Source organism: Roseixanthobacter liquoris (assembly GCF_043195135.2).
Lineage (GTDB): Bacteria > Pseudomonadota > Alphaproteobacteria > Rhizobiales > Xanthobacteraceae > NCEH01.
Map to the genome: position 1 here is coordinate 2072446 of NZ_CM195537.1, position 25112 is coordinate 2097557.

24 protein-coding genes are annotated in these 25112 nt (G+C 67.8%); 11 read left to right on the forward strand and 13 right to left on the reverse strand.

What is annotated here, in order from left to right; genetic code table 11:
* Nucleotides 1-145 precede the first annotated feature (145 nt).
* The 3 genes from V5F84_RS09100 to V5F84_RS09110 all read right to left on the reverse strand — a co-directional run bounded on the left by V5F84_RS09100 (nt 146) and on the right by V5F84_RS09110 (nt 3580).
* Nucleotides 146-1129, reverse strand: a complete 984-nt coding sequence (locus tag V5F84_RS09100) for an alpha/beta hydrolase (protein ID WP_394046391.1) — start codon at nt 1127-1129, stop codon at nt 146-148.
* Between the two features lie 419 nt (nt 1130-1548).
* Nucleotides 1549-2442, reverse strand: coding sequence for a LysR family transcriptional regulator (locus V5F84_RS09105; RefSeq protein WP_394046463.1), 894 nt, complete (start codon nt 2440-2442; stop codon nt 1549-1551).
* 82 nt (nt 2443-2524) lie between these two features.
* Nucleotides 2525-3580 (reverse strand): carbon-nitrogen hydrolase family protein, encoded by a 1056-nt coding sequence (locus V5F84_RS09110; RefSeq protein ID WP_394046393.1) that lies wholly within the window; start codon nt 3578-3580, stop codon nt 2525-2527.
* 407 nt (nt 3581-3987) lie between these two features.
* Between V5F84_RS09110 and V5F84_RS09115 the strand changes: the two genes are divergently transcribed.
* From V5F84_RS09115 to V5F84_RS09155, 9 genes are all read left to right on the forward strand, one after another.
* The gene (locus V5F84_RS09115; RefSeq protein WP_394046395.1) at nt 3988-5145 is read left to right on the forward strand and encodes a branched-chain amino acid ABC transporter substrate-binding protein; all 1158 of its coding nucleotides are present in this window, start codon (nt 3988-3990) and stop codon (nt 5143-5145) included.
* Between the two features lie 40 nt (nt 5146-5185).
* Nucleotides 5186-6103: a branched-chain amino acid ABC transporter permease gene (locus V5F84_RS09120; RefSeq protein WP_394046397.1), complete on the forward strand. Its 918-nt coding sequence runs from the start codon at nt 5186-5188 to the stop codon at nt 6101-6103.
* 2 nt (nt 6104-6105) lie between these two features.
* Nucleotides 6106-7305: a branched-chain amino acid ABC transporter permease gene (locus tag V5F84_RS09125; protein ID WP_394046399.1), complete on the forward strand. Its 1200-nt coding sequence runs from the start codon at nt 6106-6108 to the stop codon at nt 7303-7305.
* A complete protein-coding gene (locus V5F84_RS09130; protein WP_394046401.1) occupies nt 7302-8078 on the forward strand; it encodes an ABC transporter ATP-binding protein in 777 nt (258 codons plus the stop codon). Before V5F84_RS09125 ends, V5F84_RS09130 begins: the two co-directional genes overlap by 4 nt.
* Nucleotides 8075-8812, forward strand: a complete 738-nt coding sequence (locus V5F84_RS09135) for an ABC transporter ATP-binding protein (protein ID WP_394046403.1) — start codon at nt 8075-8077, stop codon at nt 8810-8812. Before V5F84_RS09130 ends, V5F84_RS09135 begins: the two co-directional genes overlap by 4 nt.
* Nucleotides 8813-8928: 116 nt before the next feature.
* Nucleotides 8929-10068 (forward strand): phenylacetaldoxime dehydratase family protein, encoded by a 1140-nt coding sequence (locus tag V5F84_RS09140; RefSeq protein ID WP_394046405.1) that lies wholly within the window; start codon nt 8929-8931, stop codon nt 10066-10068.
* Between the two features lie 324 nt (nt 10069-10392).
* Nucleotides 10393-11004 (forward strand): TetR/AcrR family transcriptional regulator, encoded by a 612-nt coding sequence (locus V5F84_RS09145; protein ID WP_394046407.1) that lies wholly within the window; start codon nt 10393-10395, stop codon nt 11002-11004.
* Entirely contained in the window at nt 11001-11555 is a 555-nt protein-coding gene (locus V5F84_RS09150) for a sigma-70 family RNA polymerase sigma factor (protein ID WP_394046409.1), read from the forward strand. The genes V5F84_RS09145 and V5F84_RS09150 overlap by 4 nt, the downstream gene beginning before the upstream one ends.
* On the forward strand, nt 11552-12187 hold the full coding sequence (locus tag V5F84_RS09155) for an NrsF family protein (protein ID WP_394046411.1): 636 nt from the start codon (nt 11552-11554) through the stop codon (nt 12185-12187). Before V5F84_RS09150 ends, V5F84_RS09155 begins: the two co-directional genes overlap by 4 nt.
* Here the strand turns inward: V5F84_RS09155 and V5F84_RS09160 are convergent.
* The 4 genes from V5F84_RS09160 to V5F84_RS09175 are packed head-to-tail and all read right to left on the reverse strand — an operon-like array spanning nt 12159 to nt 16138.
* The gene (locus V5F84_RS09160; protein ID WP_394046413.1) at nt 12159-14186 is read right to left on the reverse strand and encodes a hypothetical protein; all 2028 of its coding nucleotides are present in this window, start codon (nt 14184-14186) and stop codon (nt 12159-12161) included. The genes V5F84_RS09155 and V5F84_RS09160 overlap by 29 nt on opposite strands.
* A gap of 52 nt (nt 14187-14238) precedes the next feature.
* Complete coding sequence (locus V5F84_RS09165) at nt 14239-15027, reverse strand: molybdopterin-dependent oxidoreductase (RefSeq protein ID WP_394046415.1); 789 nt, start codon at nt 15025-15027, stop codon at nt 14239-14241.
* A 15-nt stretch (nt 15028-15042) separates the two neighbouring features.
* Nucleotides 15043-15681: a cytochrome b/b6 domain-containing protein gene (locus V5F84_RS09170; protein ID WP_394046417.1), complete on the reverse strand. Its 639-nt coding sequence runs from the start codon at nt 15679-15681 to the stop codon at nt 15043-15045.
* Between the two features lie 34 nt (nt 15682-15715).
* Nucleotides 15716-16138 carry a PRC-barrel domain-containing protein gene (locus tag V5F84_RS09175; RefSeq protein WP_394046419.1) on the reverse strand — a complete coding sequence of 141 codons (423 nt, stop codon included), beginning with the start codon at nt 16136-16138 and terminating at the stop codon, nt 15716-15718.
* 200 nt (nt 16139-16338) lie between these two features.
* Here V5F84_RS09175 and V5F84_RS09180 point away from each other — a divergent pair, with 200 nt between their 5' ends.
* Nucleotides 16339-16722, forward strand: coding sequence for a DUF427 domain-containing protein (locus V5F84_RS09180; protein ID WP_394046421.1), 384 nt, complete (start codon nt 16339-16341; stop codon nt 16720-16722).
* A 27-nt stretch (nt 16723-16749) separates the two neighbouring features.
* On the opposite strand, the gene budA is transcribed toward V5F84_RS09180, so the two are convergent.
* From budA to V5F84_RS09200, 4 genes are all read right to left on the reverse strand, one after another.
* The gene (gene budA / locus V5F84_RS09185) at nt 16750-17598 is read right to left on the reverse strand and encodes an acetolactate decarboxylase (protein WP_394046423.1); all 849 of its coding nucleotides are present in this window, start codon (nt 17596-17598) and stop codon (nt 16750-16752) included.
* Nucleotides 17599-17610: 12 nt separating this feature from the next.
* The gene (gene alsS / locus V5F84_RS09190) at nt 17611-19266 is read right to left on the reverse strand and encodes an acetolactate synthase AlsS (RefSeq protein WP_394046425.1); all 1656 of its coding nucleotides are present in this window, start codon (nt 19264-19266) and stop codon (nt 17611-17613) included.
* Nucleotides 19267-19377: 111 nt separating this feature from the next.
* Entirely contained in the window at nt 19378-20421 is a 1044-nt protein-coding gene (locus V5F84_RS09195; protein WP_394046427.1) for an AI-2E family transporter, read from the reverse strand.
* 35 nt (nt 20422-20456) lie between these two features.
* On the reverse strand, nt 20457-21020 hold the full coding sequence (locus V5F84_RS09200; protein WP_394046429.1) for a hypothetical protein: 564 nt from the start codon (nt 21018-21020) through the stop codon (nt 20457-20459).
* A gap of 320 nt (nt 21021-21340) precedes the next feature.
* Between V5F84_RS09200 and V5F84_RS09205 the strand changes: the two genes are divergently transcribed.
* Nucleotides 21341-22498, forward strand: a complete 1158-nt coding sequence (locus V5F84_RS09205; RefSeq protein WP_394046431.1) for an alpha/beta hydrolase — start codon at nt 21341-21343, stop codon at nt 22496-22498.
* A gap of 69 nt (nt 22499-22567) precedes the next feature.
* Here V5F84_RS09205 and V5F84_RS09210 read toward each other — a convergent pair whose 3' ends face one another.
* Together V5F84_RS09210 and V5F84_RS09215 are read right to left on the reverse strand one after the other, a co-directional pair.
* On the reverse strand, nt 22568-24019 hold the full coding sequence (locus tag V5F84_RS09210; RefSeq protein ID WP_394046433.1) for a GntP family permease: 1452 nt from the start codon (nt 24017-24019) through the stop codon (nt 22568-22570).
* A 3-nt stretch (nt 24020-24022) separates the two neighbouring features.
* Nucleotides 24023-25063, reverse strand: coding sequence for a patatin-like phospholipase family protein (locus V5F84_RS09215; RefSeq protein WP_394046435.1), 1041 nt, complete (start codon nt 25061-25063; stop codon nt 24023-24025).
* Nucleotides 25064-25112 lie beyond the last annotated feature (49 nt).

Consider the following 25112-nt stretch of genomic DNA (forward strand, 5'->3'; position numbering starts at 1 on the left):
GCTGCTTTCGCGCCCCGGTCCTTGTAGAAAATCTCTGTACCGTCCTTGGTCGTCACGAACGACAGGAGTGATGCTTTGGGGTCGGATTGGGTGTGCGTGTCGATGCGGTCAGGGGTGCCGCGCTACCGCGCGACACCCCTGCCTTTTACTTCGAGAGGTGCTCGCGGATGCCGTCGGTCATCTGCTGGATGGCGGCCTCAGTGGAGGGCACATGCCGCAGCGCGTTCAGCAGGACGAAGTCGTGGATCGTACCGTTGTAGCGAACCGCGGCGACCTCGACGCCGGCCTCCTTGAGCTTGCGGGCGTAGGCCTCGCCCTCGTCCCGCAGGGGATCGTTTTCGGCGGTGATCACCAGCGCCGGCGGCAGACCCTTCAGCTCTTCGTTGCTGGCGCGGAGCGGCGAAACGTAGGGATTGTCGCGGGTCTTGGCATCGGGAGCATAGAGGTCCCAGCCATACTTCATGAAGTCACGGGCGAGGAAGTGGCCTTCACCGTATTCGTGATAGGAGGCCGTGTCGACGCTCGCGTCGGTCGCCGGGATCATCAGCACCTGGTAGGAGATCTTCGGACCGTTGCGATCCTTCGCCATGAGCGAAATCGCGGCGGTCATGTCGCCGCCGACGGAGTTGCCCGCAACCGCAATGCGGCTGCCGTCGGCACCGAATTCATCGGCATGCTTGGCGGCCCAGGTCAGCGCCGCATAGGATTCGTCGAGCTGCGTCGGGAACTTCGCCTGCGGCAGCGGGGTGTATTCGACGAAGACGCCGATCTGTCCCGACCCGACAACCAGGTCGCGCAGCAGGCGCTGATGGTTGCTGAAGTTGCCGACGATCCAGACGCCGCCGTGCATGAAGAACAGGATGCCTGGCTTGGCGGCCACATGGTCCGGCTTCATGATGTAGATCTTCACGGTCTTGCCGTCCTGCGTGATCGTCCGTTCGGTGGTCGTCACGCCCGACATATCGACGGTCGACTTGTTCTGGAGACCGGTGAGGATGTCCTGCGGCTGGGGCTGCGGGAGCTTCCAGAACGGGCTCGGGTCCTTGTTCAGCTCGACCAGGAACGAGCGAACGGCGGGATCGAGACGGGTGTCCGTGGCGATGTCCTCAGCATGGGCGGTTTGCGTCATGATAGTGGCTCCGAGCAGAAGAGTGGCGAGTTTGACTTGAAGGGACATGGCTGAATTCCTGACTGACTGTTGCGAGAGCCAGGCATGCCCGGCTGCCGACTGGAGCAGCGAGGCAGTTACTTGCCCGTGTTGTTCCCGGCGACGGACTTGTATTTACCCTCACCGTGACGGCGGATAATTCATGCGAAGGTATTAAGCGCGCGGAAGGTTTCGGCGATCGATGCGCCTAAGCGATTGTTATTTCTAGAACTTATCGTGCCGCAGAGCTGATGCGACGGGTTCATACCTGAGTATGATAGCGTCGGGGTGCGCGTCGGGACCGAGCCGCAAAAGCGCGCTCAACATCTGCCACCGCGCCCCTCGGAACACGGTCCTTAGCGACCGGGTCTTCAGCGACCGGGTCTTCAGCGCTCGGGCCTTCAGAACTCGGTCAGGAAAGCGGCTTCCCGCTGGAAGACCTGCGTCAGGTGGCGCATCACCGCGCGGATGCGGGTCATATATTCCAGGTCCTCATGGACCGAGACATAGATGTCGCGCATCACCACCACGTCCTCGGGCAGTATGGGGACCAGCCGGTCGTTGGACTTGGCCGAGAACAGCGGCAGCAGGGCGATGCCCGCGCCGGCGGCCACCGCGTTCTGCTGGGCGTGCATGCTGGTGGAGCGGAAGGCGACGGCCGGCGGGTCCAGCACGTCCAGCAGCCAGTGCACGGAGCGGATGGACACGAGATCCTCGATATAGTCGACGAAGACGTGGCCGGCGAGATCCTTCGGCTGCAGCGGCATGCCATGCGCCGCCAGATACTCGGCGGAGGCGAACAGGGCGAGGCGCATGCAGCCGGCCTTGCGCACCACCAGGCGCTGCCCGGTGGGCGGCACGAAGCCGATGGAGATGTCCGCCTCCCGCTTCGTCAGATTGATCAGGTGGCGCTCGGTGACCAGCTCGACAACGATGCCGGGCTCCTTCAGGGCGAATTCGGCGAACACCTTCGCCAGGAAAAAGGCGCCGATCCCCTCCATGGAGGCGACGCGGACCCGCCCCGTTGGCGAACTGGGGGCCGCGATGAGCGTTTCCTGGATCTCCGCGGCGTCCTGCTCGATCCGCTCGGCGATGGCGAACAGGCGGTGGCCCTGTTCGGTCAGCACGAAACCATCCGGCTTGCGATCGAACAGCTTGATCGCAAGATCCTTCTCCAGCTCGGAGATGCGGCGGCTCACGGTGGTATGATCGACCTTGAGCCGGCGTGCCGCGGGCATCAGCCGGTTCTGGCGCGCCAGTTCGAGGAAGAAGGTCAGATCGTTCCAGTTGAACACGAAGGGGACCGCCGACTCGCCTGCAGACCCGGGCATCATCCCGAGAAGAGGAGGCCCGTGGCAAGCATCAATACCCGGCCCCCTAGGAGGGGGCGAGGTCGCCCTGCGCGGACGACGCGTCGAGCGGCGCTCCGGCCTCCTGCCCGCGTCCGTCGCGCGGGGCATCCACGAACGCCGCCGGCGCCTGGCGCACGCGGTGAACCTTCAGGTCGAAGACGTCGTAGCGGTTGTAATAGCCGACCACGTCGTGGAACTGCTTCGGCTCGACGCAGCGCGCGAGGTCGAGCTCGGCGTAGAGAATGCCTTCCTCATCCTGCAACACCTCGCCGATCTGGTCGCCGGTGGGCGCGACGAAGAAGGAAGCCGCACGGGGCGTCTCGTCCAGGACCGCGGCGACCGTCCGGTCGCGCTCCACGAGCGCGTCGCGCATGGCCTTGTCCATATAGCCGGCGGTCACGATGCCGAAGGCCTTGGCCTCGAACGAGTGTGCGCTCGCCCGGATGCGGTTCGCGGCCACATTGTTGAAATTGCCGCCGCCGGAGGGCGGGCGCGTCGGCCAGATCGGCGGCCAGCTCGACACATGCACCTGCTCGCCCTGCGCCATGAGGGCATAGCGGGCCAGGGGATTGGTGTTCTCGCCGCAGATCAGCGTGCCGAGACGGCCGATCCGGGTGTCGGCGACGCGCAGGCCCTCGCCGTCGCCCGCCGCCCAGACCAGCTTCTCGTAGAAGGTGGGCACCAGCTTGCGGTGATGAACCAGGATCGCCCCGTCATCGCCGATGATGAGGTTCGTGTTCCAGATGCAGCCGACGCTGGCCCTCGAACGCTCGCTGACGCCGATCGATACGAACACGCCGAGGCGGCGCGCCTCGCGTCGAAGCAGTTCCACTTCCGGGCCGTCGACGAATACGGATTCCTCCACCATGCGGGCGAACAGATCGTGGTTCTGGATCGGCGCCCAGATCGCGGCCCACACGGGAAACGCGGGAATATAGGTCTCGGGAAACGCGACGAACTCCGCGCCCTGCCGCGCCGCCTCGCGCAGGATCGAGATCGCCTTCTCGGTCGTCGCCGCCTTGTCCAGGAAAATGGGGGCGGCATGGACGGCAGCGGCTTTGAAGCGGGGAAGCTTGACCATGTGGGACCTCGGTGATGGCCGGTCGAACGGCGCGAGCCTGGGCGCGCCCGTGCCGAACGCGGCGCGACATGCCGCCGGGATAGCATCCGTGCCGGGGAGCGTTGAGCATGCATCCGTGCAACGCGGCGTGCAGCCACGCACCGTCTGGCGGGCTGCACGGCGCCGTGCCGCCTCGATGATCATCGCTGCGCGGGGGCCATTTGCGTCGGAAAGGCCGCGGGGCCCAAGGTTCCGGCGGTCCGGGCGGCACACGCCCGGCCCGGAAACCGGCGCAAGTGTCCAATGAATGGGCACGGCCTGCACAATCGTTGGCCGGAGCATGTGCAGACGCCTTTGCAGCTTTCCGCAGTGCCCAGGTGCAATCCCCCTGGATATGGTCGCCTCAACCAGAATGAAGGGGAACCAACATGACTTCCAAGCTCGTGGGCCTGCTCTTCGCGGGTCTCGCCATCTTCGCCGTGCCGCCCGTCGCCGCGGCCAAGGATACGGTGAAGATCGCCTTCATCGGCCCGCTGACCGGCGGCAATGCCGCCGCCGGCATGGGCGGCCGCAATTCGGCGCAGCTGGCCGTGCAGCAGCGCAATGAAGATCCGAACGCGAAATATACCTATGAACTCGTGGTGCTCGACGACGAATGCAAGCCGAATATCGGCATCCAGGTCGCGACCAAGGCCGCGTCCGACCGCACCATCACGGCCGGCGTGACGCATTATTGCTCGGCGGTCGGCATCGCCACCGTGGATACCTATGCGAAGTTCAAGTTCCCGGTCGTGGTGTGGGGCGCGATCCTGCCCGAGATCACCTATGGCAATGACTACAAGCAGATCCATCGCGTCAACGGCACGATGATCAACGAGGGCCGGCTCGCCGCGAAGTTCCTGACCGAGCAGGGCGCAAAGACCTTCGTCGTCATCCACGACACCACCGACTACGGCAAGGGCCAGAACAAGTATTTCTCCGAATTCCTGAAGCCCACCGGCGGCGAGATCCTGGCGACCTTCCCGGTGAGCCCGGACCAGCAGGACTTCACGGCCGAGCTGACGCGCATCAAGGAACTGAAGCCGGACTATGTGTTCGTCGGCGGCCTGACCCCGCTCGGCGTGCGCGTGCGCTCGCAAATGGACCGGCTCGGCATCGAATCCCGCATGGCGGGCGTGTCGGGCATCATGACCGCCGGCTTCATCGAGGGCGCCGCGCAGGCGGCCGAAGGCACCATCTCGTTCCACAATGGCGCGCCGCTCTCGCGCTATGCCAGCGGCAAGGCGTTCGCCGACGCCTATGCCAAGGCGGGCTTCCGCGAGGACCCCGACGCCTATGGCCCGTTCGCCTATTCCGCCACCACCTTGATCATGGACGCTGTGGAGAAGGTGGGCCCCGACCGCGCCAAGGTCACCGAGGTGCTCAATGGCACCAAGGGCTACATGGCCCTCGTGGGCGAGATCAATTTCGACGACCATCGCCAGAACCTCGTGGATGCGAACGTCTACGTGGTTCAGGACGGAAAGTGGGTCTATTGGCCGGACAGCGACTATGCCTCCGGCAAGCGCAAGCTGGCCGGCAAGTGATGCCGCGCCGGGTCCCCTCGTCCCCGTCCGGAGCGCGCGCATGGATATAGGCATTCTCGCCCAGCACCTGTTCAACGGGCTGATGCTGGGCATGGTCTACGCGATGGTCGCGGTGGGTTTCTCGCTGTTCTTCGGCGTGCTGGACGTGATCAAGTTCTCGCACGGCGACGTGGTGAGCGTCGGGGCCTTCGCGGCCCTGGGGGGAGCCTCGGTGGTCGGACTGCTGGTCGACATGCCGGGGCTGGCCCTGGTGTTCGGCCTGCTCGCCGCCATCGCGGCGGGCAGCCTGGCCGGGGTGGTGATCGGGGGCGCTTTCGTGCTCCCGCTCCGCAACGCCCCGCCGGTGAACGTGCTGCTGGCCACGCTGATGGCCGGCACCATCCTGCGCGAGGCGATCCGCCTCGGCGTGCCGAACGGGGGCAATCCCAAGCCGTTTCCCGTCCTGTTGCCGCAATGGCAAATCTCCGCCGGCGCGTTCAGCGTGGGCTTCGACAGCGTGGCCATTCTCCTGGCCGGCATCGCCATCATCCTGGCGACGCACCTCCTCATCACCCGCACCCGCCTCGGCCTTGCCATCCGCGCGGTGGCGCAGGACGCGGACGTGGCCCGGCTCGCCGGCATCGACTTCCGCCGCACCGTGCTCGGCACCTTCGCGCTGGGCTCGGCGCTGGCCTCCGTGGCCGGGCTGATGCTCGGGCTCTATTATCGCGAGATCAATTTCAACATGGGCCTGGTGCTCGGCGTCATCGGCTTCGCCGCCGCCGTGGTGGGCGGGCTGGGGAGCCTGCTGGGCCCGATCCTCGGCGGCTTCCTGTTCGCCTTCGTGCAGACGCTCGTCACCATCGCCGTGCCGACGGCCAGCGCCTACAAGGATGTGGTGGCGTTCGCGGTTGTCATCGCGCTGATCGGCCTGTTCCCCACCGGCCTCATCGCCGAGCGCTCGAGCGAGCGGGTCTGACCATGAGCTCAACCAACATCGAAACCTCGCGCATGGGCATCCCGCCCGCCGGGCGCCTTCTTGCGCGCGCCGCCGCCGCCGGACTGCCGCTCGCCGCCTTCGCCGCGCTCGGCTGGCTGCTCCATGCCAAGCAGCAATGGGAAACGGGGCTCATCGTCGTCGGCTTCCTCGTCGCGGTGGTCGCGCTCGATCGCTCGCGGGCGGGCCGGGCGCTGACGCGGGCCTGCCGCAGCGAGGCGAGCATCGCCAACACCTCGGCTCTGCTTGCCACGCTGGCGCTGCTCTGGATCTTCCGGGAGGACCATTACGCCCTCCTGATGGTCGCCACCGTCGCGCTCTATGCCGCCGCGTGCGTCGGGCTCAATATCCAGATGGCGTTCGGCGGCATCGCCAATTTCGCCGCCGCCGCGTTCTTCTCCATCGGCGCCTATACGGCGGCCGTGCTCGCCGGGCATACCGCCCTGCCGCACCTGCTGGTGCTGGCGGCGGGCGGCGTGGCGACGGCGCTGATCGGCGTGCTGATGCTGCTGCCGGTGCTGCGCACCCGCGGGCATTACGTGGCCCTGGTCACCATCGCCTTCGGCGTGCTGCTGCGCACGCTGCTGGAAGTGAATGATACGTTCGGCGGGCCGCAGGGCATGAAAATCCCCGGCTTCGCACCCTTCGGCTTCGATTTCGGCGACGTCTCGACCATCGCCGGGGTCGATGTCTCCTTCTATCTGCCCTATGCCCTTGCCGGCGTGCTGCTGTTCGCGCTGACCTTCCTGGCGGGGCGGATGCTGGAGCGCTCCTGGATCGGCATCGCCATGGACGCGGTGCGCACCGACGAGATCGCCGCTTCCGCCTTCGGCCTGTCCCCCGCTCGGTGGAAGGCCACCGCCTTCCTGATCGGCAACGGCATGATCGGCGCCGCCGGCGCGCTCTACGGCATGATGAACGGCTTCGTGACGCCCAACGGCGCGGGCTTCGGCGAGTCGCTGATCATGCTGTCCATCATCGTGCTCGGCGGCCTCGGCAATTTCTGGGGCGCCATCCTGGCCGGCGCGGTCATGATCGTGCTGCCGGAGAAATTGCAGTCGATCCAGGAATACCGGCTCCTGATCTTCGCGGTGGTGGTCATTGCCATCCTGCGCTTCCGGCCATCCGGCATGCTGCCGCGGCCGCTGCGTGATCTCGGCGCCCGTGCGGGAGGCGCCTCATGAGCGCGCTTCTTGACTGCACGGGACTGTCGAAGCGGTTCGGCGGCCTCCTGGCGCTCGACGGGCTGGACCTCCATGTGGGACGCGGCGAGACCCTCGGCCTCGTCGGACCGAACGGTTCGGGCAAGACCACCTTCTTCAACGTGATCACCGGTCTCTACAATCCTTCCGGCGGCACGGCGGTGCTCGCCGGCGAGGACATCTATGCGAAGTCGCCCCAGTCCATCGGCCGGGCCGGGGTCGCGCGCACCTTCCAGCGCTGCCGCCTCATGCTGGACCAGACGGTGTTCGACAACATCGCGCTCGGGGTCCTGCGCAACAAGCCGCTTGGCCTCGTGGGAACGCTGTTGCGCCGCCGCCGGCTGCGGAGCGACATCGAGGCCACCATCGAGCGCGCGCTTCATCTGTCGCGCGGCTTCAACCCGGCGCTCGGCGACGCGCTGTTCCGCCCGGCGGGCGACCTCACCATGATCGACCGGCGGCGCGTGGAGATCTGCCGGGCGCTGATCGCCAGTCCCCGCCTGCTGCTCCTCGACGAACCGTCCGCCGGCATGACGCCCGACGAGACGCGCCGCCTCATGGACGACCTGCTCGCCTTCCGCGGCGAGGCGCCCGATCTCGCCGTGATCCTGGTTGAGCACGAAATGGATGTCATCCGCCGCGTATCCGACCGCTGCGTCGTGTTGAACTTCGGCCGCAAGATCTTCGACGGAGGCTTCGACGCCATGATCGAGGACGGCGAAGTGCAGACCGCCTATCTGGGGAGCGGACATTGACCAGCCGGACTGTTTCCGCCACCCGCAGCCTGGACGTCGCCGCGGTCACCTCTGGCTACGACCGCGCGGACGTGCTCAAGCAGGTCTCCATCGCCGTCGCGCCGGGGCAGGTGACCTGCATCCTCGGGGCGAACGGGGCCGGGAAGAGCACCCTCATCCGCACCATCCTGGGCCTGAACCGGGTGCGCTCGGGCGAGGTGCGGTTCGGCGACACGGTGCTCAACGATCTGCCGCCCCACAAGATCGTGGCGCTGGGCATCGGCGTCGTGCCCGAGGGCAACCGCGTCCTTCCGCGCATGAGCGTCGTTGAAAATCTTCAGGTCGGCGGCCTGCTGCAACGCGATGCGCGCAAGGTGGCGGCCCGCATGGAGGAGATGTTCGCCATCTTCCCGCGCCTGAAGGAGCGCCGCGCGCAACTGGCGGGCACCTTGTCGGGCGGCGAGCGCTCCATGCTCTCCATTGCGCGCGGGCTGATGACCGAGCCCGAGCTGGTAGTGTTCGACGAGCCCTCGCTCGGCCTGTCGCCGCTGTTCGTCGCCGAGGTGTTCAACATCGTGCGGCGGCTGAAGGAGAGCGGCCTGACCATCCTCCTGGTGGAGCAGAATGTGCGCCAGACGCTGGATGTGGCGGATCACGGCTACGTGCTCTCCCAGGGCCGCGTCGTCGCGTCGGGAGACACCGCGACCCTGCGCGGGGACGCCGAGCTGCATCGCGCCTATTTCGGGGTGCATTGAACGCTCCCCGCCAACGGTCTGCTTTTGCGCAGGCGCTTTTGCGATCTTTGCCACCTGTGCCGGCGGTGCGCCTGGTGCATGCTGGCGACGCGCGTCAGGAAACGAGGGACCGAGCCATGGGCGGTATCGCCATTCGACCGCAGGCAGCCACGGGGCAGGAGGCCCCGAGGTTTCTGGATGCTGCGCCCGCCGAGGCCGTCGGGCCGCAGGAGCGGATCGCGCCGCTGCGCAAGCCTCCCGGCTTCTCGCCGGCGGTGCAGCGCTGGTCGTTCCTGCTTCCCGCCGGGGAGACCGGCTTGCGCGTCGCCTTTTTCGGGGCGCAGGCGGCAATGCCCGAAGCGTTGGCGCATCACCCGCTGCACGATTGGGTGCGGGCACATCTTCTGGGGCACCCGTCCGGTCCCAGCTGCGTCGACTACGCCCGGTCGCGCCTGGCGAGCGGCCATGTGGAGCAGGTTATCTGCGCCTATTGGGTGAGCGAGGCCCGCTTCGGCGCCTGGTGGGCCGATGCGTCGGCGCAGGCGTGGTGGGACGCGCCGGAGCGGCTCAGCGGGCCTTTCGGCAGCTGGCGGGAGATGCTCGCCGTGCCGCGCGACCGGCAGGAAAGCATCTATTGGAAGGATTATCCCGCCGGCCTCATGCGCAGTCCCGACGTGGAGCTCTTCCCGACGCCCTATTGCGGCTATTACGGCGCCATGCGCGACCGCATCCCCCTGGCCGCCGCCGATCCGCTGGAATCCCCGCTGGCCGGCGCGCCGGCTGCCCATGCGGACCGCGCGGGCTTCGGCGAGCGCTGGCGGGTGCGCGTGCCGGCCAATCTCGCCGTCATCCGCTCCGCCAACACCTGGGGCCGGATGGATGGCGAGCAACTGGCCGATTATGAAGCCAAGCTGCGGGTTCCGTTGGAGGCCGGAATGAACTTCCTGGCTGAAAATCCGCTGCCCACCGGGTGCCTTGCCCTGCGCTGGCAGGGGACTGTGACATCGGACGGGGCGCCGGTGCCGGAGGAGCACGCTTTGGCCTATTTCCTGTCCCTGCACCACATGGAGCGCTGGGCGGAGGGGCATGCCACCCATGCCGCCATCTTCGGCGCCGCGATCCAGCGCTATGCCCATTACGGGGCAACCAACCAGCTGCGGACCTGGCACGAAGTCTATGTCCTGCCTGACGGCGGGCAGCTTTTCGAATATTTCAACTGCGCGCCGGACACCGGATTGCTGAACTGGTTCGAAGCCGAACAGCTGGCGCGGATATAGCGCCCGGATCGCGCGCCGGGAATAATCTCGGGCTGGACCTAATCGCGCAGTGTCCCGAGCGCCGCGCCGCTGGGTGACCTACGCCGCGGCTGCGGGCGTGACGTCGGTGGCCCGCGACACTTGGAGCGCTCCGGCCCCCTGCATCGCGCGTCTTGGCAAGCAGGACGCAAGCAGCCCGAATATTCTCGGCTCGGCGAGGCAGAAATCCCGCGCGGTCCCTCGCTCCGCTTGGACCGGTTGGGCCGCGCAGGCGCGGGGGCGTGTTGCATTTTAGATCTGGCGCTCTAAAACCGAGGCGGGTGCAGCGCGAGATCGGTATCAGCCATGGCCAGGCCGAGGGAATTCGACGAGGAGGTCGCACTGCGCGCCGCCGTCGAGTGCTTCTGGGAGCGCGGCTACGAGGCGACGTCGGTGCGCGATCTCGCGACGCGCATGGGGATCACCAATGCGAGCCTCTATAACGCCTTCGGCGACAAGCGCTCGCTCTATCGCCGGGCGCTCGACCGCTATGTGGAGCTCAGCTTCTCGGACCGCGTCGGCCGGTTCGCGGCCCTGCCGCCGCGCGAGGCCATCGGCGCTTTCTTCAAGGAGATCGTCGACCGCTCGGTGGAGGATCAGGGCCGCCGCGGCTGTATGCTGGTCAATTCGGCGCTGGAGGTTTCGCCCTATGATCCCGAATTCCAGCGGGTGGTGACGGAGGTCCTCGTGCAGGTGGAGGGGTTTTTCCGGCACTGCGCCCTGGCCGGACAGGAGGCGGGGACGATCGCCCGCCGCCAGTCCGCCGAGGATATCGGGCGCCTTCTGCTCGGGGTCCTGCTCGGCCTGCGGGTGCTCGCGCGCAACCGGCCGGAGCGCGCGCTGCTGGAAGGGCTGGTGCGCCCGGCCCTGGCCCTGCTGGACGAGACCGCCGATGGCGCGCGGGATGCGCTTGCATGACGCTCGCATCGCGCGAACAGGAATGGGCGGATCTGATGCGCGCCGCGATCGCCGGCGATGCCGCCGCCTATCGCGATTTCCTGCACGCCCTGACCCCGCATCTGCGCGCCATGGCGCGCCGGCGCTGCGACAGCTACGGCTCGCCGCGCAGCGATGCCGAGGACGTGGTCCAGGAAGTCCTGCTGGCGATCCACCTCAAGCGCGGCACCTGGGACCAGAGCCGCCCGCTCGGTCCCTGGCTTTCGGCCATCGTCCGCAACAAGATGGTGGATACGTTGCGGCGCCGGGGCCGGCATATCAATATTCCCATCGAGGATCTGTCCGACGTGCTGCAAGCGGCCGAGCCGACCGACGGCACGCAGGCGCACGATATTGACCGGATCCTGAGTACCTTGAAGGACCCGCAACGTGATATCGTTCGTTCCATATCGGTTGACGGAACCAGCGTGCGGGAAACCGCGGGTCGCTTGAACATGAGCGAAGGCGCAGTGCGCGTGGCCTTGCATCGGGCCTTGCGAACCCTCGCGGCGGCATATCGAGGCAATGTGTGAAGACGGACGATCTGATCGGAGTGCTGGCGCAGGACGCCGCCGTAACCTGGAAGCTGTCGAGCCGTCTGGCGCTGGCGTTCAGCCTGGGAGCGCTGGTCTCCACGCTGCTTTTCGCCCTCGCCGTCGGTGTGCGGCCGGACCTTCTGGCCGCGGGCGGCAGCGCGCGCTTCCTGTTCAAATTCCTGTACGCGTTCGCCTTGTTGCTGGGCGCGGCCGGTGCCGTTACGCGGATCGGCCGCCCGGGGGCGGGGATCGGGCCATGGGCGTTCCTGCTCATCGCGCTGCCCATCGCGCTGGCCCTGGCCGTCATGGTGGAAATGGTCGTGACGCCGGAAGCGCTCTGGGGCACGCGCCTGGTCGGGCGGAACGCCGCTTTCTGCCTCACCGTCATTCCGATCCTGGCGCTGGCGCCCCTGGCGTGCCTGATCGTCGCGCTGCGCGAGGGCGCGCCGTCCCGGCCGGGCCTTGCCGGCGCCCTCGCGGGCCTGGCCGCCAGCGGCATCGCCGCGACGCTCTATGCCTCCCATTGCCCGGACGACAGCCCGCTGTTCGTCGCGGTCTGGTATTCCCTGGCCATCGCCCTGGTGGTGGGCGCGGGCTATCTCATGGGCGCGCGGTTCCTGCGCTGGTGATGTCCGGCCCCGTGGCGCGATAGATCCGCCATCGGCCCGCGGCCTCCTCCACGGGCGTGAACAGCGCCGAGCGCGCGAACGGATCGCGGCTCCAGGCGCCGTCTTCCGGCGTGAGCAGCACGAGCTTGCAATCGAAATCGCGCACCAGGGCCGCAAGATCGTCCGGACTGCCGGTTCCGGCAAAAACCCGTTGGAACAGGTCCGATGCCCGGCCGCGCGCGTCCGCCGGCAAGGCGGCGAAGGCCAGGGTCAGTTCATTGCCCGCGAAGCAGGAGCGACGATCCGCCAGCAGCGCCCAGGACAGATTGACGGGCCAGGGCGCGAGCGTGCGCGTCATGGCGGGATTGCTCGCGATCCGCTCCTGCGGCGTTGAATGGCGGCGCACGGCCGCCCACAGGGCGGGCGCATCGCGGAAGCGGGCCGCGTCGGGCGATAGATCGCCGACGACGTTGGCGCGCAGCAGGACGAAGCCGTCCGGCATGGCGAGGCACGCCAGCACCAGCGCGCCGACGATCCCGGCGATGCGGCGCCCGGCGAGGCATCGCGCGAACCAGGCGCCGGCGCATGCGGTGAGGATCAGCAGGCCGGGCAGGACGGCGCGCCATCCCAGATCATTGTTCTCGCCCACCGTGCTCACCAGCAGCCAGCCGCCACACAGGCTGGCGAACGCCGCCGCCGAGAGGGCGGGCACCAGCGGGTCCTTCAGGCGGAACGCGGCAAGCGCGCCGATGATCCAGACGGCGGGGAACTCGATCGCCAGCAGGACCAGCCAATAAGCCGGAAGGTCGAGCAGACGGCGCCAGTCATCGGGCACCGCCGGGCCGAGGACGGCGAACGGGGAGATCAGCACCGGCAAGCCCCCGCCGCGTCCGGACGCGGCAGCGAGTTGCAGGCTCAGCAGGGGAAAGACGAGCGCGAGTGCGAGCGCGCCGGCAATCACGACCGCAATCACAAAAGGAAGGCGGGCGCCGGCTGGGGCGCTGAGCAGGAGCACGAGCCCCGCCGCGCCGGCGCAGAGCACGAAGGTGACGCCGCCGACCCACAAAGAGCTCTCGAAGCCGGCGGCGATCAGCAGCGCCAGCACGAGCACCAGCGCGAATTTCGGGGCCAGCTTAGGGACAAGGCGCGAGGCGCGAGGCTGGAACGAAGGCGCGTGCGCCAGTCGCTCCATCACCAGCACCGAAAGCACCACGGTTGCGCCCGCGGCGACATGGTGCGGGCTCCAGCTGGTCTGGAACAGCCAGCCGGCAAGGCCCGTGGCGGGCTCCAGCGCCGCATCGACCGCATCTGCGCCGAACAGCGCCGCGAGCACCGGGCGCAGCGATCCACCGAGCGCCGTGACGAGCACGAACAGCGCGCTGGCCCATCGGCCACCGGACAGCCGAAAGGCGAGGCCGCACACCAGAGCGAGGGAGGCAAAGCCGGTGAACCAGGTGGCGGCGATATCCGCCTCCCAGCCGGTTGCGCCCGAAAGGCGCGCAAGCTCGGCCGCGCTGAACAGCCAGAAATAATAATAAGCCGTGCTGCCCGGCCCGTGCGCGGTGCCGAGAAAGGGGTTCGCCGGCGGCACGCCGGTGCGCACGATCTCGTCCACCAGGGCGATCTTCGCATGGTCGTAGATGGAGCTCGCCAGCGCGACGCCTTCCGGCACGAGCTTGGGCAGGATGGCCAGCGCCGGCCCTATCGCCACCACCGCCGCCGCCGCGAAAATCCAGAGCGGCAGGGCGCGCGGGACGGGTTCGCCGTCCTTCGGCGCCGGCAGCAGAAGCGCGGCCGCGCCGGTCAGCAGGGTCGCGGCGAGGATGACGACCGGCGCGAAGCCGGCGAGCATCGCGGTGTGCAGGCCGACGAGGCCCTGCACCGCCCAGCCCAGGATTGGCGCCGCGGCCAGGGCCAGGTCGCGCCCCAGCGACAGGCGACGGGCGATGAGCCAGCCGAGCGGCACCCACAGCAGGAGGGCGAGCAGGGCGCAGAGGATCGCGGCGGATGGCGTGGCCATGAGGTTCCGTGCGGTGATCCTGCCGCGGCTGGGCGACGGCGAGGAGGTTCGGTCAGAGGCCGGCGAACCAGTTGAAGCCCTGATCTTCCCAGAATCCGCCGGGATAGGTGTTGGTCACTTCGATGGCCCGGATCCATTTGGGATTCTTGAAGCCGAGCTTGACAGCGGTGCGCAGGCGCAACGGCGCGCCATACGGGTCGGTGATGGGCTCGCCGGCATATTTGGTGGCGAGGATGGTCTGCGGATGCAGGGCCGAGGCCATGTCGATGCATTCCATGTAATCGTCATTGCCGTGGAAGGCGACATATTTGGCGCTCAGGTCCGCGCCGATGCGCGTCAGGAAGTCCCGCAGGTTCGGGCCGGACCATTGGCCGATATAGTCCCAGCCCTCCACGCAGATATGCTTAATGATGATTTCCTGCTCGGGCAGGGCGTACACTTGATCCAGCGTCCAGGGCCGCTTGTCGGCAATCAGGCCGGCCAGTTCCAGCTTCCATGTGGCAAGGTCGATGGGCTTGACGTCCTCGATCTCGTAATAGGCATTGAAGCGGGGCGGCTTGACCACCTGCTCCACGGAATAGGTCGGCGCGAGCTTGTTGGGATTGAACAGCAGGGACTGAACGCGATCGTTGAAGGACGAGACCGTCCGCAGCGCGCCCTGCACCGACTGGCGATCGGAGATATCGCATCCGGTGAGGAAGCTGAGCGCGCCGAGGCTCATCGCCCCGCGCAGCAGCTTGCGCCGGTCGATCTCCGCGACCAGCTTGCGGTTCTCCACCAGAAGCGATTGGTCCGGCTGGATTTTCGGACGAAAACGGGAGGCGGTGCGGGGGCGGATCATCGTCGGGCCTTCGGCTCAGGGCGTCGGGGAGGTGGGGGCGGGACCTGCGGCCGCACCTGCGGCCACCTGCGGGCCGCCGGTGAGCATGGCCAGGATGGTGCGCGGCACGAGCAGCGCGAGCATCACATGCACCACCATGAACAGGCAGATCGCCGTCATCCCGATGAAATGCGCGAGACGGGCGCCCTGGAAATCGGAGAACAGCGCGACCAGGACAGAGAATTGAACCGGCTTCCAGATCGCCAGGCCCGAGATGACCTGCACGATGATGACCAGGATCACGCCCACATAGAGCACCTTCTGCACCGCATTGTAGTGGGTGAGGTCGGTATGCTTGAGGCGGAAGGTCAGGGCGGCGATTGCTTCCGTGATCACCTCGCGCGGGCGGATGGGCAACAGCATGCGCCGGAAGCGGCCGGAGAACAGGCCATAGGCCAGATAGACGAGGCCGTTGATCATCAGGATCCACATGCCGAAGAAGTGCCATTGCAAGGCGTGCTGCGCCCAGATGCCAAGCACCATCCAGTCCGGGAAATGGAGAAATCCGAACAGGACTTCGTCGTTATAGATCTTCCAGCCGCTGCCGATCATGATGATCATCGCGATCGCATTGGTCCAATGGACGATGCGGATGAGAAGGGGATGCATCTTCATCGCTGTGGGTCCGTTCAATCCTCGAGCGCCAGGGTCAGCGGCGGCTGATTGCGATCCGAATGATCTCGTTCTTGTCGATGGGCTTGCCCTGGCCGGGGTCCCATGTGGCGAGTTTCGGCACGTCCTCGCGCGGGATATCCAGCAGGTTGATGTGCCGCGCGAGGATCGCGACCGTCTCGATGGGGATCGGCACCGGCCGTCCGCCGCGGCCGAACCATGCGCCTTCCGGCATGACGAGCACGATCGCGCCGTCCGGCTTCCTGGCGACTTCGGTCACATAGCCGAGGATGCGGTCGTCGAAGTCCTGGACCGGGATGCCGATCAGATCGCCGACGCGCACCTTCTGCGGGAACCGGGCATTCATCCGCTCTTCCGGCGTCTGCTCATCGTCGCTCACGGCCTGCTGGCCCTGGGTGTGGGCGCCGCCGGGCGCAGGTTCGGGCGAATTCTGCGCCATGAATGAATCCGCCCCGGGCGATGATCTTTTTTTGGCCGATGTCTCCCGCACGGGCGTCAGCCAGGCAGGACGATCGGCCCCGGCGCCCGCGCCGATCGGCTTGCATGAGACGACGGATCGGAGCGCGCGGTCTCCAACTCGTGTTTAGAGCCCGATCGCATCAGGCTCTACGGTGCACGCGAAACGAGGGAGCCCATCCCATGGCAGAACGTTCCGTGAAGCAGCCCTGTCCCGACCACCCCATCACCGTGTCGCGCCATCCGGGGCGGATTGTCGTTACCGCCGGCGGGCGGGTGATCGCCGATACGCGCGAGGCGCTGATGCTGCGTGAGGCGTCCTATCCCGGCGTGGCCTATATTCCCCGCAAGGACGTGGACATGGCGGCGCTCGCGCGCACCGATCACGCCACCTATTGCCCCTATAAGGGCGATTGCGCCTATTTCAGCATTCCCGGCGGAGCGCGGGGCGAAAACGCGGTGTGGACCTACGAGGCGCCGTTCCCGGCGGTGGCCGAGATCGCCGGTCATCTCGCGTTCTATCCCGACCGGGTGGATTCCATCGAGGACAAGCCGCTCACACCCTGAGCGGCTCACGTCCTGACCGGGGATGCTTCAGGCGGTCGGGGCGGGCTTCTGCACCCGCTCGGCCGTGTCGAGCGCCTGGGTGGTGTCGCCGGAAAGATCGGCGGCGAGGAAATCCGCGCTCTCGGGAATGGCGATGCGGAAATCCTCGATCCGCTCCAGGGCGAGCGTGATGGCCTCGCCCGCGCAATCCAGCACATGGCCGCCGAAGCGATGGTCGTCGCTGAGGAAATGCACATGCCAGCCGGGCACGCCGAGGCCCTTGGCATAAGAGGGCGTCCAGAAGCCGATCATGGTGCCGTCCACCTCGCGGCACTCGAACTCGGCCTGATGCGACGTCGCCTGGACCAGCGTCTCATGGGCGCCGGCCTTGCAGGCCACGCGATTGTGCACCCGCGCGAAATGGCCGGAGAGCCGCACGGCGAAGAACACATTGTCCGTGTGCCGCAGCGCGTCGAGCTGCGCCACCAGTTCGTGGATGGAGGCGAACGGCGCCAGCGTCACCGGCGCCTCGGGCGCAAAATGGGTGACGATGGCGAACGGCACCTGCTGGGCATCCTCCGCGCGGCGGATGGAGCCGTCGCCCCGCATCTGGAAGAAGGCGCCGTCGAGCGCGATCATCTCGCCGTCCAGATCGACGAAGGTGCCGAGCCCGAAATCCCCGTGCTCGCGCAGCGTGCCCACGGAGACCACGCCCTGGAACAGCCCCTCCACCAGCGCCCCGGAGGTGGAGACCTGGAACAGCGTGCCGTGGTCCACCTGGAGCGTGTCGGCGAGCGCGCGCGAGACGATGTGGGAGATCGTCTCCCCGCTCGCCGCGGCGGCGGCCTCAAGCGCGGTGGAGAGCGATTGGGAAATCTCGCATTTCAAGGTCGGCATGACGGCCCCCGCTTACGAGACGACATTGTCGTGCATGGCGGCGCCAAGCGCGATGTTGTGGCGATAATCCACCGGGATGTCGATCAGCACCGGCCCCGGCGTTTCCATGGCCTTGCGCAGGATCGGCACGAACTGGTCCGCATGCTCCACGCGGAAGCCGGTGGCGCCGAACGCCTCGGCATATTTCACCGTGTCGATGGCGCCGAAATCGGTGCCCGAATGGCGCTGGTATTTCATCATCTCCTGGAACGCGACCATATTGTAGGTGCCGTCGCGCCAGATCATGTGCACGAAATTGCACTTGAGGCGCACCGCCGTTTCCAGCTCCTGGGCGGAGAACAGGAAACCACCGTCGCCGGAGACCGAGAGCACCTTGTCGTTCGGCCGGGCAAGGCAGGCGGCAATCGCCCAGGGCAGCGCGACGCCAAGGGTCTGCTGGCCGTTGGAGATCAGCAATTGCTCCGGCCGGAAGCTGTAGAGATAGCGCGAATGCCAGATGTAGAACGAGCCGATGTCGAGGGCGAGGGTCACGTCCTCGGTGATGAAGGGTTGCAGGTCGGCGATGATGCGCAGGGGATGCATCGGCATGCCGGCTTCCCGCGCGCCGGCGGCCCGCACCTCCTCCAGCTCGCGCCGGGCCGCATCCAGCGCGGCATGGGGCACGAGGCGCGGGCGGCGCGGCAATAGGGCGGCGATCCGCGCCAGGGTGGCGGCGATGTCGCCGTACAATTCCACCGCCGGGCGGTAATCCATATCCACGGCGGCGATCACATGGTCGATATGGATCACCGGCCGGGTCTTGCCGGCATTCCACAAGGCCGCGTCATATTCGATCGGGTTGTAGCCGATGGCCACCACGAGGTCGGCGGCGTCGAGCAGGCGATCCGAGGGCTGGTTGTGGAACAGGCCGACGCGCCCGCCGAAGCAATCCAGCGCCGCGCGCGGCACCACGCCGGCGCCCTGGTAGGTGCACACGGTGGCGAGCGGATGGGACGCGAGCAGCGCCCGCACGGCGGCGGCATTGGCGGGGCGGCTCGCGTCCATGCCCAGCAGCAGCACCGGCAGGCGCGCCGCCTCGATCAGGCGCACCGCTTCCGCGATCTCCTCCTCCGGCGCGGCGCCGAGGCGCGGGACGCGGGCGGGGGTGAGCACGCGGTCCGGCGCCGGCTCGTTCATCACATCGTTGGGCAGCGAGACATAGGCCGCGCCCCGGCGGCCGGATTCCGCCGCGCGGAAGGCGTTGGCGAGGATCTCGCCGATGGATTCGCCGGCCTCGATCTCGGCCGCATAGCGCGTGACCGGGCGGAACAGATTGACCGTGTCGAGGCTCTGGTGGGTCTGCTTCATGATCTCCGCGCGCGGCACCGAGCCGCCGAGGCCGACCAGCGGCATGCCCTCGGAATTGGCGGTGGCAAAGCCGGTGACGAGATTGGTGCAGCCGGGGCCGGAGGTGACGAGGCACACGCCGGCGTTCCCGGTCATCTTGCCGACACCGGCGGCGATGAAGGCGGCGTTCTGCTCGTGCCGGCAGACCACCGTCTCGATGCCCGAGCCGTTCAGGCAATCATAGACCCGGTCCACCTTCGCGCCGGGAATGCCGAACACATGCTTTACGCCCTGCGCCTTGAGGTTGCGCACCAGCACTTCGGCTCCGCAGACTTCGTCCATGGCGTCCCTCCGTTCGGTCGTTGCCGTAAGCCCCATCGGTGGATCGGACCCTAAAGGCTTCGCATTAACGCGGAATGCCGCCAATGGGGAAAACGGGCCGTGTGCGGCCTCTCAGGTCGGCGCGGCCTCATCCTGCGGTGGGCGGCCGGAGAACAGGTCCGCCACCGGGCGGCTGGCGGGATGGTGGGCGCACAGGGTCAGCCCCGCGATCAGCAGCGGCACGCCGATGAAGGCGCCGGGCACGCCCCACAGGAAGCTCCAGAAAAACACCGCGAACAGCACCATGAAGGGCGAGGCGGCGAGCGCCTTGCCGGCGATGCGCGGCTCCAGATAGCTGCCCGAGAGGAATTGGATCACGTTCAGGCACACGAACACGAACGCCGCGCTCTGCCAGGATTCGAACTGCACCAGCGCGAACAGGGTGGGCAGCAGGGTGGCGACGAACGGGCCGATGAAGGGGATATAATTCATCGAGAAGGCGATGACCCCCCAGGCGGTCGCCAGCTCCATGCCCGAGGCCAGGGTGAAGCCCCACACCACGAGGCCGGTGGCGAGGCTCATGAGCGTGCGCACCAGCATGTAGCGCTGCATCTTCGCGCCGATGTCGGCGCCCGCCGCGAGCATGAACGGGCCGAACGTGCCGCCGCGCAGGCCGGCGAGCTGGCGCTTGAAGATGTCCACCTCCAGCAGGCCGAGGATGACGAACACGAAGGTCACGACCAGGAAGCTGGCGAGGCTCTGCATGCGGCTCGACAGGTCCTGGAACACCAGCAGCAGCCAGCGCACGTCGAAATGCTCGGTGATGATGGAGGCCATGACGAAGCCGTGGCCTTCCAGCCAGTCGTGGGCCTGCCCGTAGAGCGCCTGGAAGCGGGAGGCATTGGCGAACACCCATTGGCCGACGCGGGCAAAGCCCCACACCACCAGGCTGATGATGGTGCCCACCACCGCCAGCGTCGCCAGCAGGGTCGCGAGCGCGGCGACGACGCCCGGCAGGTAGCGCTGGAGCGCCTTCTGGAGCGGCCAGACGATGGCGATGACGAACAAAGCGAACACCACCGGGGCGACGATGGACTGGGCTTCCGAAATGGCGGCGAACGCGATGACCGCCGCGACGATCCCCACCAATACCCTGACCGCGCGATCCTTGATCATTCCCGCCCCTGTGCCCGCTTCTGTTGCTTTCAAAATCACGCCTGCGGCGGCATGGTGCCGTGCCGCACCGACATTTCCATGCCTTTGATCTTTTCGTAAAGCTTGATGTCGCTGGAATAGGGCCACCAGGAATACAGCAGCAGCTCCAGCGGGTGCCACAGCCCCACCCAGCCGGCGATCAGCAGGCCCTCGCCGAACAGATAGCCGAGCAGGCTGTCCGAGCCGAGCCACTTGTCCAGCGCCGTCGACAGGGCGAGGCAGGCGGCGAGGAAGAGCGCGCCGACCCGCAGCGCTCGGCGCCCTTCCAGGCGCACCTCCAGCATCTTGCGGCGGCAATATTGGATCTGGGACTCGCAATAGGTGGCGACCGCGCGGGGCAATTGGCGCACGAGCGCGTCGTCTTCCGTGCCCTGTGGCAGCCAGATCACCGCCTTGGTCCGGCTGGTGCGCCAGTCCTTCTGTGCCCGCATCGCGTCCATCACCTGGTCGATGCCGGACAGATCGATGGTCTCGCCCTCGAACGGGTCGACCTCGGGGACGCGGAAGAAATTCTTGATGTTGCTGAGCTGCAGATGGATTTCGCCGGGCGTCGCGGTCATCGGGTCTTGCCTGGATGGATGGGCCGGAAAACGGGCGGCGGGCTGCGGCGCGGCGGGCGCCGTGCACCATGGTCAAGCTGCGGCTTACACCATTTCGCGCGCGGCGGAAATTCGCCGGATCGCGCAGGCTTGAGGCCGCGGGCGGCGGCCGGCGGGCGGCGGGGGCGCGGTTTTGCTTGAAACGGGCGCGGATTTCCGCTTTGCAGGAAGCGGAACCGTCAGGGGACGAGCCGGGGGAGCGCGTGTCGCCATCGATCAGGGCAGGGCGTGCGTGCGCGACGCACCGCAAGCGGGCCACCGGCGTCGCGGCACGGGGTCTCGTGGCACGGGGTCTTGCGGCGTGCGGTCTGCGCGCGGCGCTGCTGGGCGTGGCGGCGCTGCTGGCGCTCAACGGCTGCACGCCCCATCCCGAGGGCGTCCTGGTGCCGCTCGCCACGGGCACGCCGGTCGCCGCCACGGTGGACATTCTGGCTGCCACCACCCGCGCGCCCACCGACCAGCCGGGAATCCTGTTCACCGGCGAGCGCGGGGACGCGCTCTCACTGACCAATATCGTCGTCTCCATTCCGCCCAACCGCACCGTCGGCTCGATCCAGTGGCCGCAGCCCGGCACCGCCGACCCGGCGCGCGACTTCGCCATTTCCGAGGTCGCGCCGGTGCCGCGCTCCGGCGTGCTGGACTGGTTCAAGGGCGCCAAGGGCAAGAAGCGGCGGGTGCTGATCTTCGTGCACGGCTTCAACACGCGCTTTGATTCCGCCGTGTTCCGCTTCGCCCAGATCGTCCACGACATGAATGCGGACCTGGCGCCGGTGCTGTTCTCCTGGCCCTCGCGCGGGCGCATCCTGGATTATGTCTACGACCGCGAGAGCACGAATTTTTCCCGCGACGACCTCGCCTATGTGATGCGCGCGGCGGCGCGCTCGCCTTATGTGGACGACGTGGTGGTGATGGCCCATTCCATGGGCGCGTGGCTGGCGGTGGAATCCCTGCGCCAGCTCGCGCTCCAGGACGGGCGCATCCCGGCCAAGATCTCCAACGTGGTGCTGGCCTCGCCCGATCTCGACATCGACGTGTTCCGCCGCCAGGTGGCGGAGATGGGCAAGGACCGCCCGCGCATCACCATCTTCGTGTCGCGCAACGATCATGCGCTCGGCCTCTCGCAGCTGATCGCCGGCGGGGTCACGCGCGTCGGCGCCATCGACCTCACGCAGCCCGACAAGGCCGCCCAGCTGGAGCAGGCCACCGGCATCGTGGTGCTCGACCTGTCCGGGCTTGAGAATGGCGACGCGCTCAACCATTCCAAGTTCGCCACCAGCCCCGAAGTGGTGCAATTGCTCGGCACGCGCCTGTCGTCCGGGCAGGATCTCGGAGACCGGGAAGGCGGCGGCGGGGCGGAGGCCGTGCAGGTGCTCGGCGCCGCCGTGGGCGGCGTCGTCACCGCCCCCATCACGGTGTTCACCGGCGGCCTGCGGAACTGACGCGGGGCCGACTTTCGCCGGCCCCGGTGTTTAAAGGCGTCGGAGCGCACCGGCTCAGAACGAGCCGGCTCAGAACGAACCGACCGTGCTGCCCAGCACGATCACCGCCACCAGCGCCAGGATCGCGCCCACCACCGCCACCATGACGATGTCGAAATAGCTCTTCGCGTGGGTCGAGCCGCAAACCGCGAGCAGGGTCACCACCGCGCCATTGTGCGGCAGGCTGTCGAGCGTGCCGGCGCCGATCACCGCCACGCGGTGCATCAGAGCGGGATCGAGCCCGGTTTCCGCCGCGAGCTTCATATAGGACGCGCCGAGCGCATCGAGCGCGATGGTGAGCCCGCCGGAAGCCGAGCCGGTGAGCGCCGCCAATATGTTGGTGGCGATGGCGAGCGACACCAGCGGCCCGCCCTGGATGCCGAGCACCCAGGTGCGCACCAGCTCGAACGCCGGCATGGCCGCCACCACCGCGCCGAAGCCCACCAGGCTCGCGACGCTGAAGGCCGGCAGCACCGAGGCATTGGCGCCCGCGTCCATGGTGGCCCGCAGGTCCGGCAGGCGGGCGAAATTGAACGCCAGCAGCACCAGGATCGCCGCCGTGAGCGCGGTCGCCACCGCCCACACGCCGCCCACGGCGGAGAGCGTGGTGGAGCCGAAGCGCGCTTCGGCGAGGAAGCTCACGTCCAGCCGGGGCAGGATCACCATGGACATCAGCAGGTTCACCAGCACCACCACCACCAGCGGCGTTGCCGCCACGAGGAAGGAGGGGCGGGTCGTGCTGTGGGCGCCGTGGGAGAGTTCCGCCGTGTCGAATTCATGGGAGGCGGTGGCGCGCTCGCGGATGAACTGGTCGTCCGCCACCCCCGCATCGAGCGGCGTCTCGTCGCCGAAGCCCTCGCCCTTCGCCCGCGCGGCACGCTCCGCCCGCATCAGCCACCACATGCCGAAGCCGAGCATGATCAGCGAAGCGATCACGCCCAGCCCCGGCGCCGCGAACGGCGTGGTGCCGAAGAATGGCATGGGGATGGCGTTCTGGATCGCCGGGGTGCCGGGCAGCGCCGACATGGTGAAGGTGGAGGTGCCGAGCGCGATGGCCGCCGGCATCAGGCGGCGCGGAATGCCGGCCGAGCGGAACAGGGCGATGGCCATGGGCGCGAGCACGAAGAAGGCGACGAACAGGCTGACCCCGCCATAGGTCACGATGGCGCCCGCCAGCACCACCGCCAGGATGGCGCGCTTTTCGCCGAGCTTTTCGGTCATGGTGTCGGCGATCACGCTCACCGAGCCGCTGTCGTCCATCAGCTTGCCGAACAGGGCGCCGAGCAGGAACAGCGGAAAGAACTGCGCCACGAAGGTGGCGGCATTGCTCATGAAGGTCTGCGTCCAGTGGGCGAGCAGCGGCTCGCCCGAGAACGCCGCCGCCACCAGCGCCGCGATGGGCGCCAGCAGCAGGATCGACCAGCCCCGGAAGGCCAGGAACAGGAGCAGGCCGAGGCCGAGGAGGATGCCGAGAAGTCCCATGGCTCACACGCCTTCCAGCAGCACGTCGAGATCGATGGAGGAGCGCTTGCCGAGATTGTCCGCATCCTTGGCGAGGAACGCCTCGGCGGACTTGCGGCCCTCGTCGCGCAGCATGGAAAGGAATTCCCATTCCGCATTGAGCTTGGAGGAATAGCCGAGCGTGGACATCAGCGCGTTGGGCACCATGTGGATGCGCATCTTCGCCCATTGCGCGCCCTCGGTGTTGCCGGGGTCGGCGACCTTGCGCAGCAGAGCGATCATGCGCAATTCCTTCAGCAGCACCGCGTTGAAGGATACCTCGTTGAGCCGGTTGAGGATTTCCCGCGCCGAATTGGGCGTGCCGGCGCGCTCGACCGGATTGATGGGGATCAGGATCGTGTCGTCCGAATCCAGCTCGCGCACCAGCGGCGTCATGGTGGGATTGCCGGAATAGCCGCCGTCCCAATAGCTCTCGCCGTCGATCTCGATGGCCTGGAACATGGTGGGCAGGCAGGCGGAGGCGAGCAGCACGTCGGGCGTGATCTCGGAATTGCGGAACACCCGCCCGCGCCCGGTGCGCACATTGGTGGCGGTGATGAACAGGCGGATCGGCGAGGTCTTCAGCCGCTCGAAATTGATCAGGTCGTCGAGGATGCCGCGCAGCGGGTGGGAATTGCCGGGGTTGAGGTCGTAGGGCGAATAGAGGCGCGACATCAGGTCGAGGGTGACGAACAGCGGGGAATTGTCGAGCGTCCAGCGCCCGAGCATCTTGTCGATGGGGCCGCGCTGGAACGGGCTGAAGCGGGCCGCTTCCGCCACGCGCTTCCAATAGGCTTCGAGCGCATCGCGCGCGCCTTGCGCGCCGCCCGCGGCGAAGCCGTCCGCCAGCACCGCCGCGTTCATGGCGCCCGCCGAGGTGCCGGAAATGCCGTCGATGCGCAGCCAGTCCTCTTCCAGCAGGCGGTCGAGCACGCCCCAGGTGAAGGCGCCGTGCGAGCCGCCGCCCTGGAGGGCGAGGTCGATCAAAAGCGGAGCACGCCCGCTGGCGGTTGATCCGGTCTGCATAATGCCTCCAATGTCCCGCGCGTCTCGTGCGCGGCCGGACCGCAGGCTG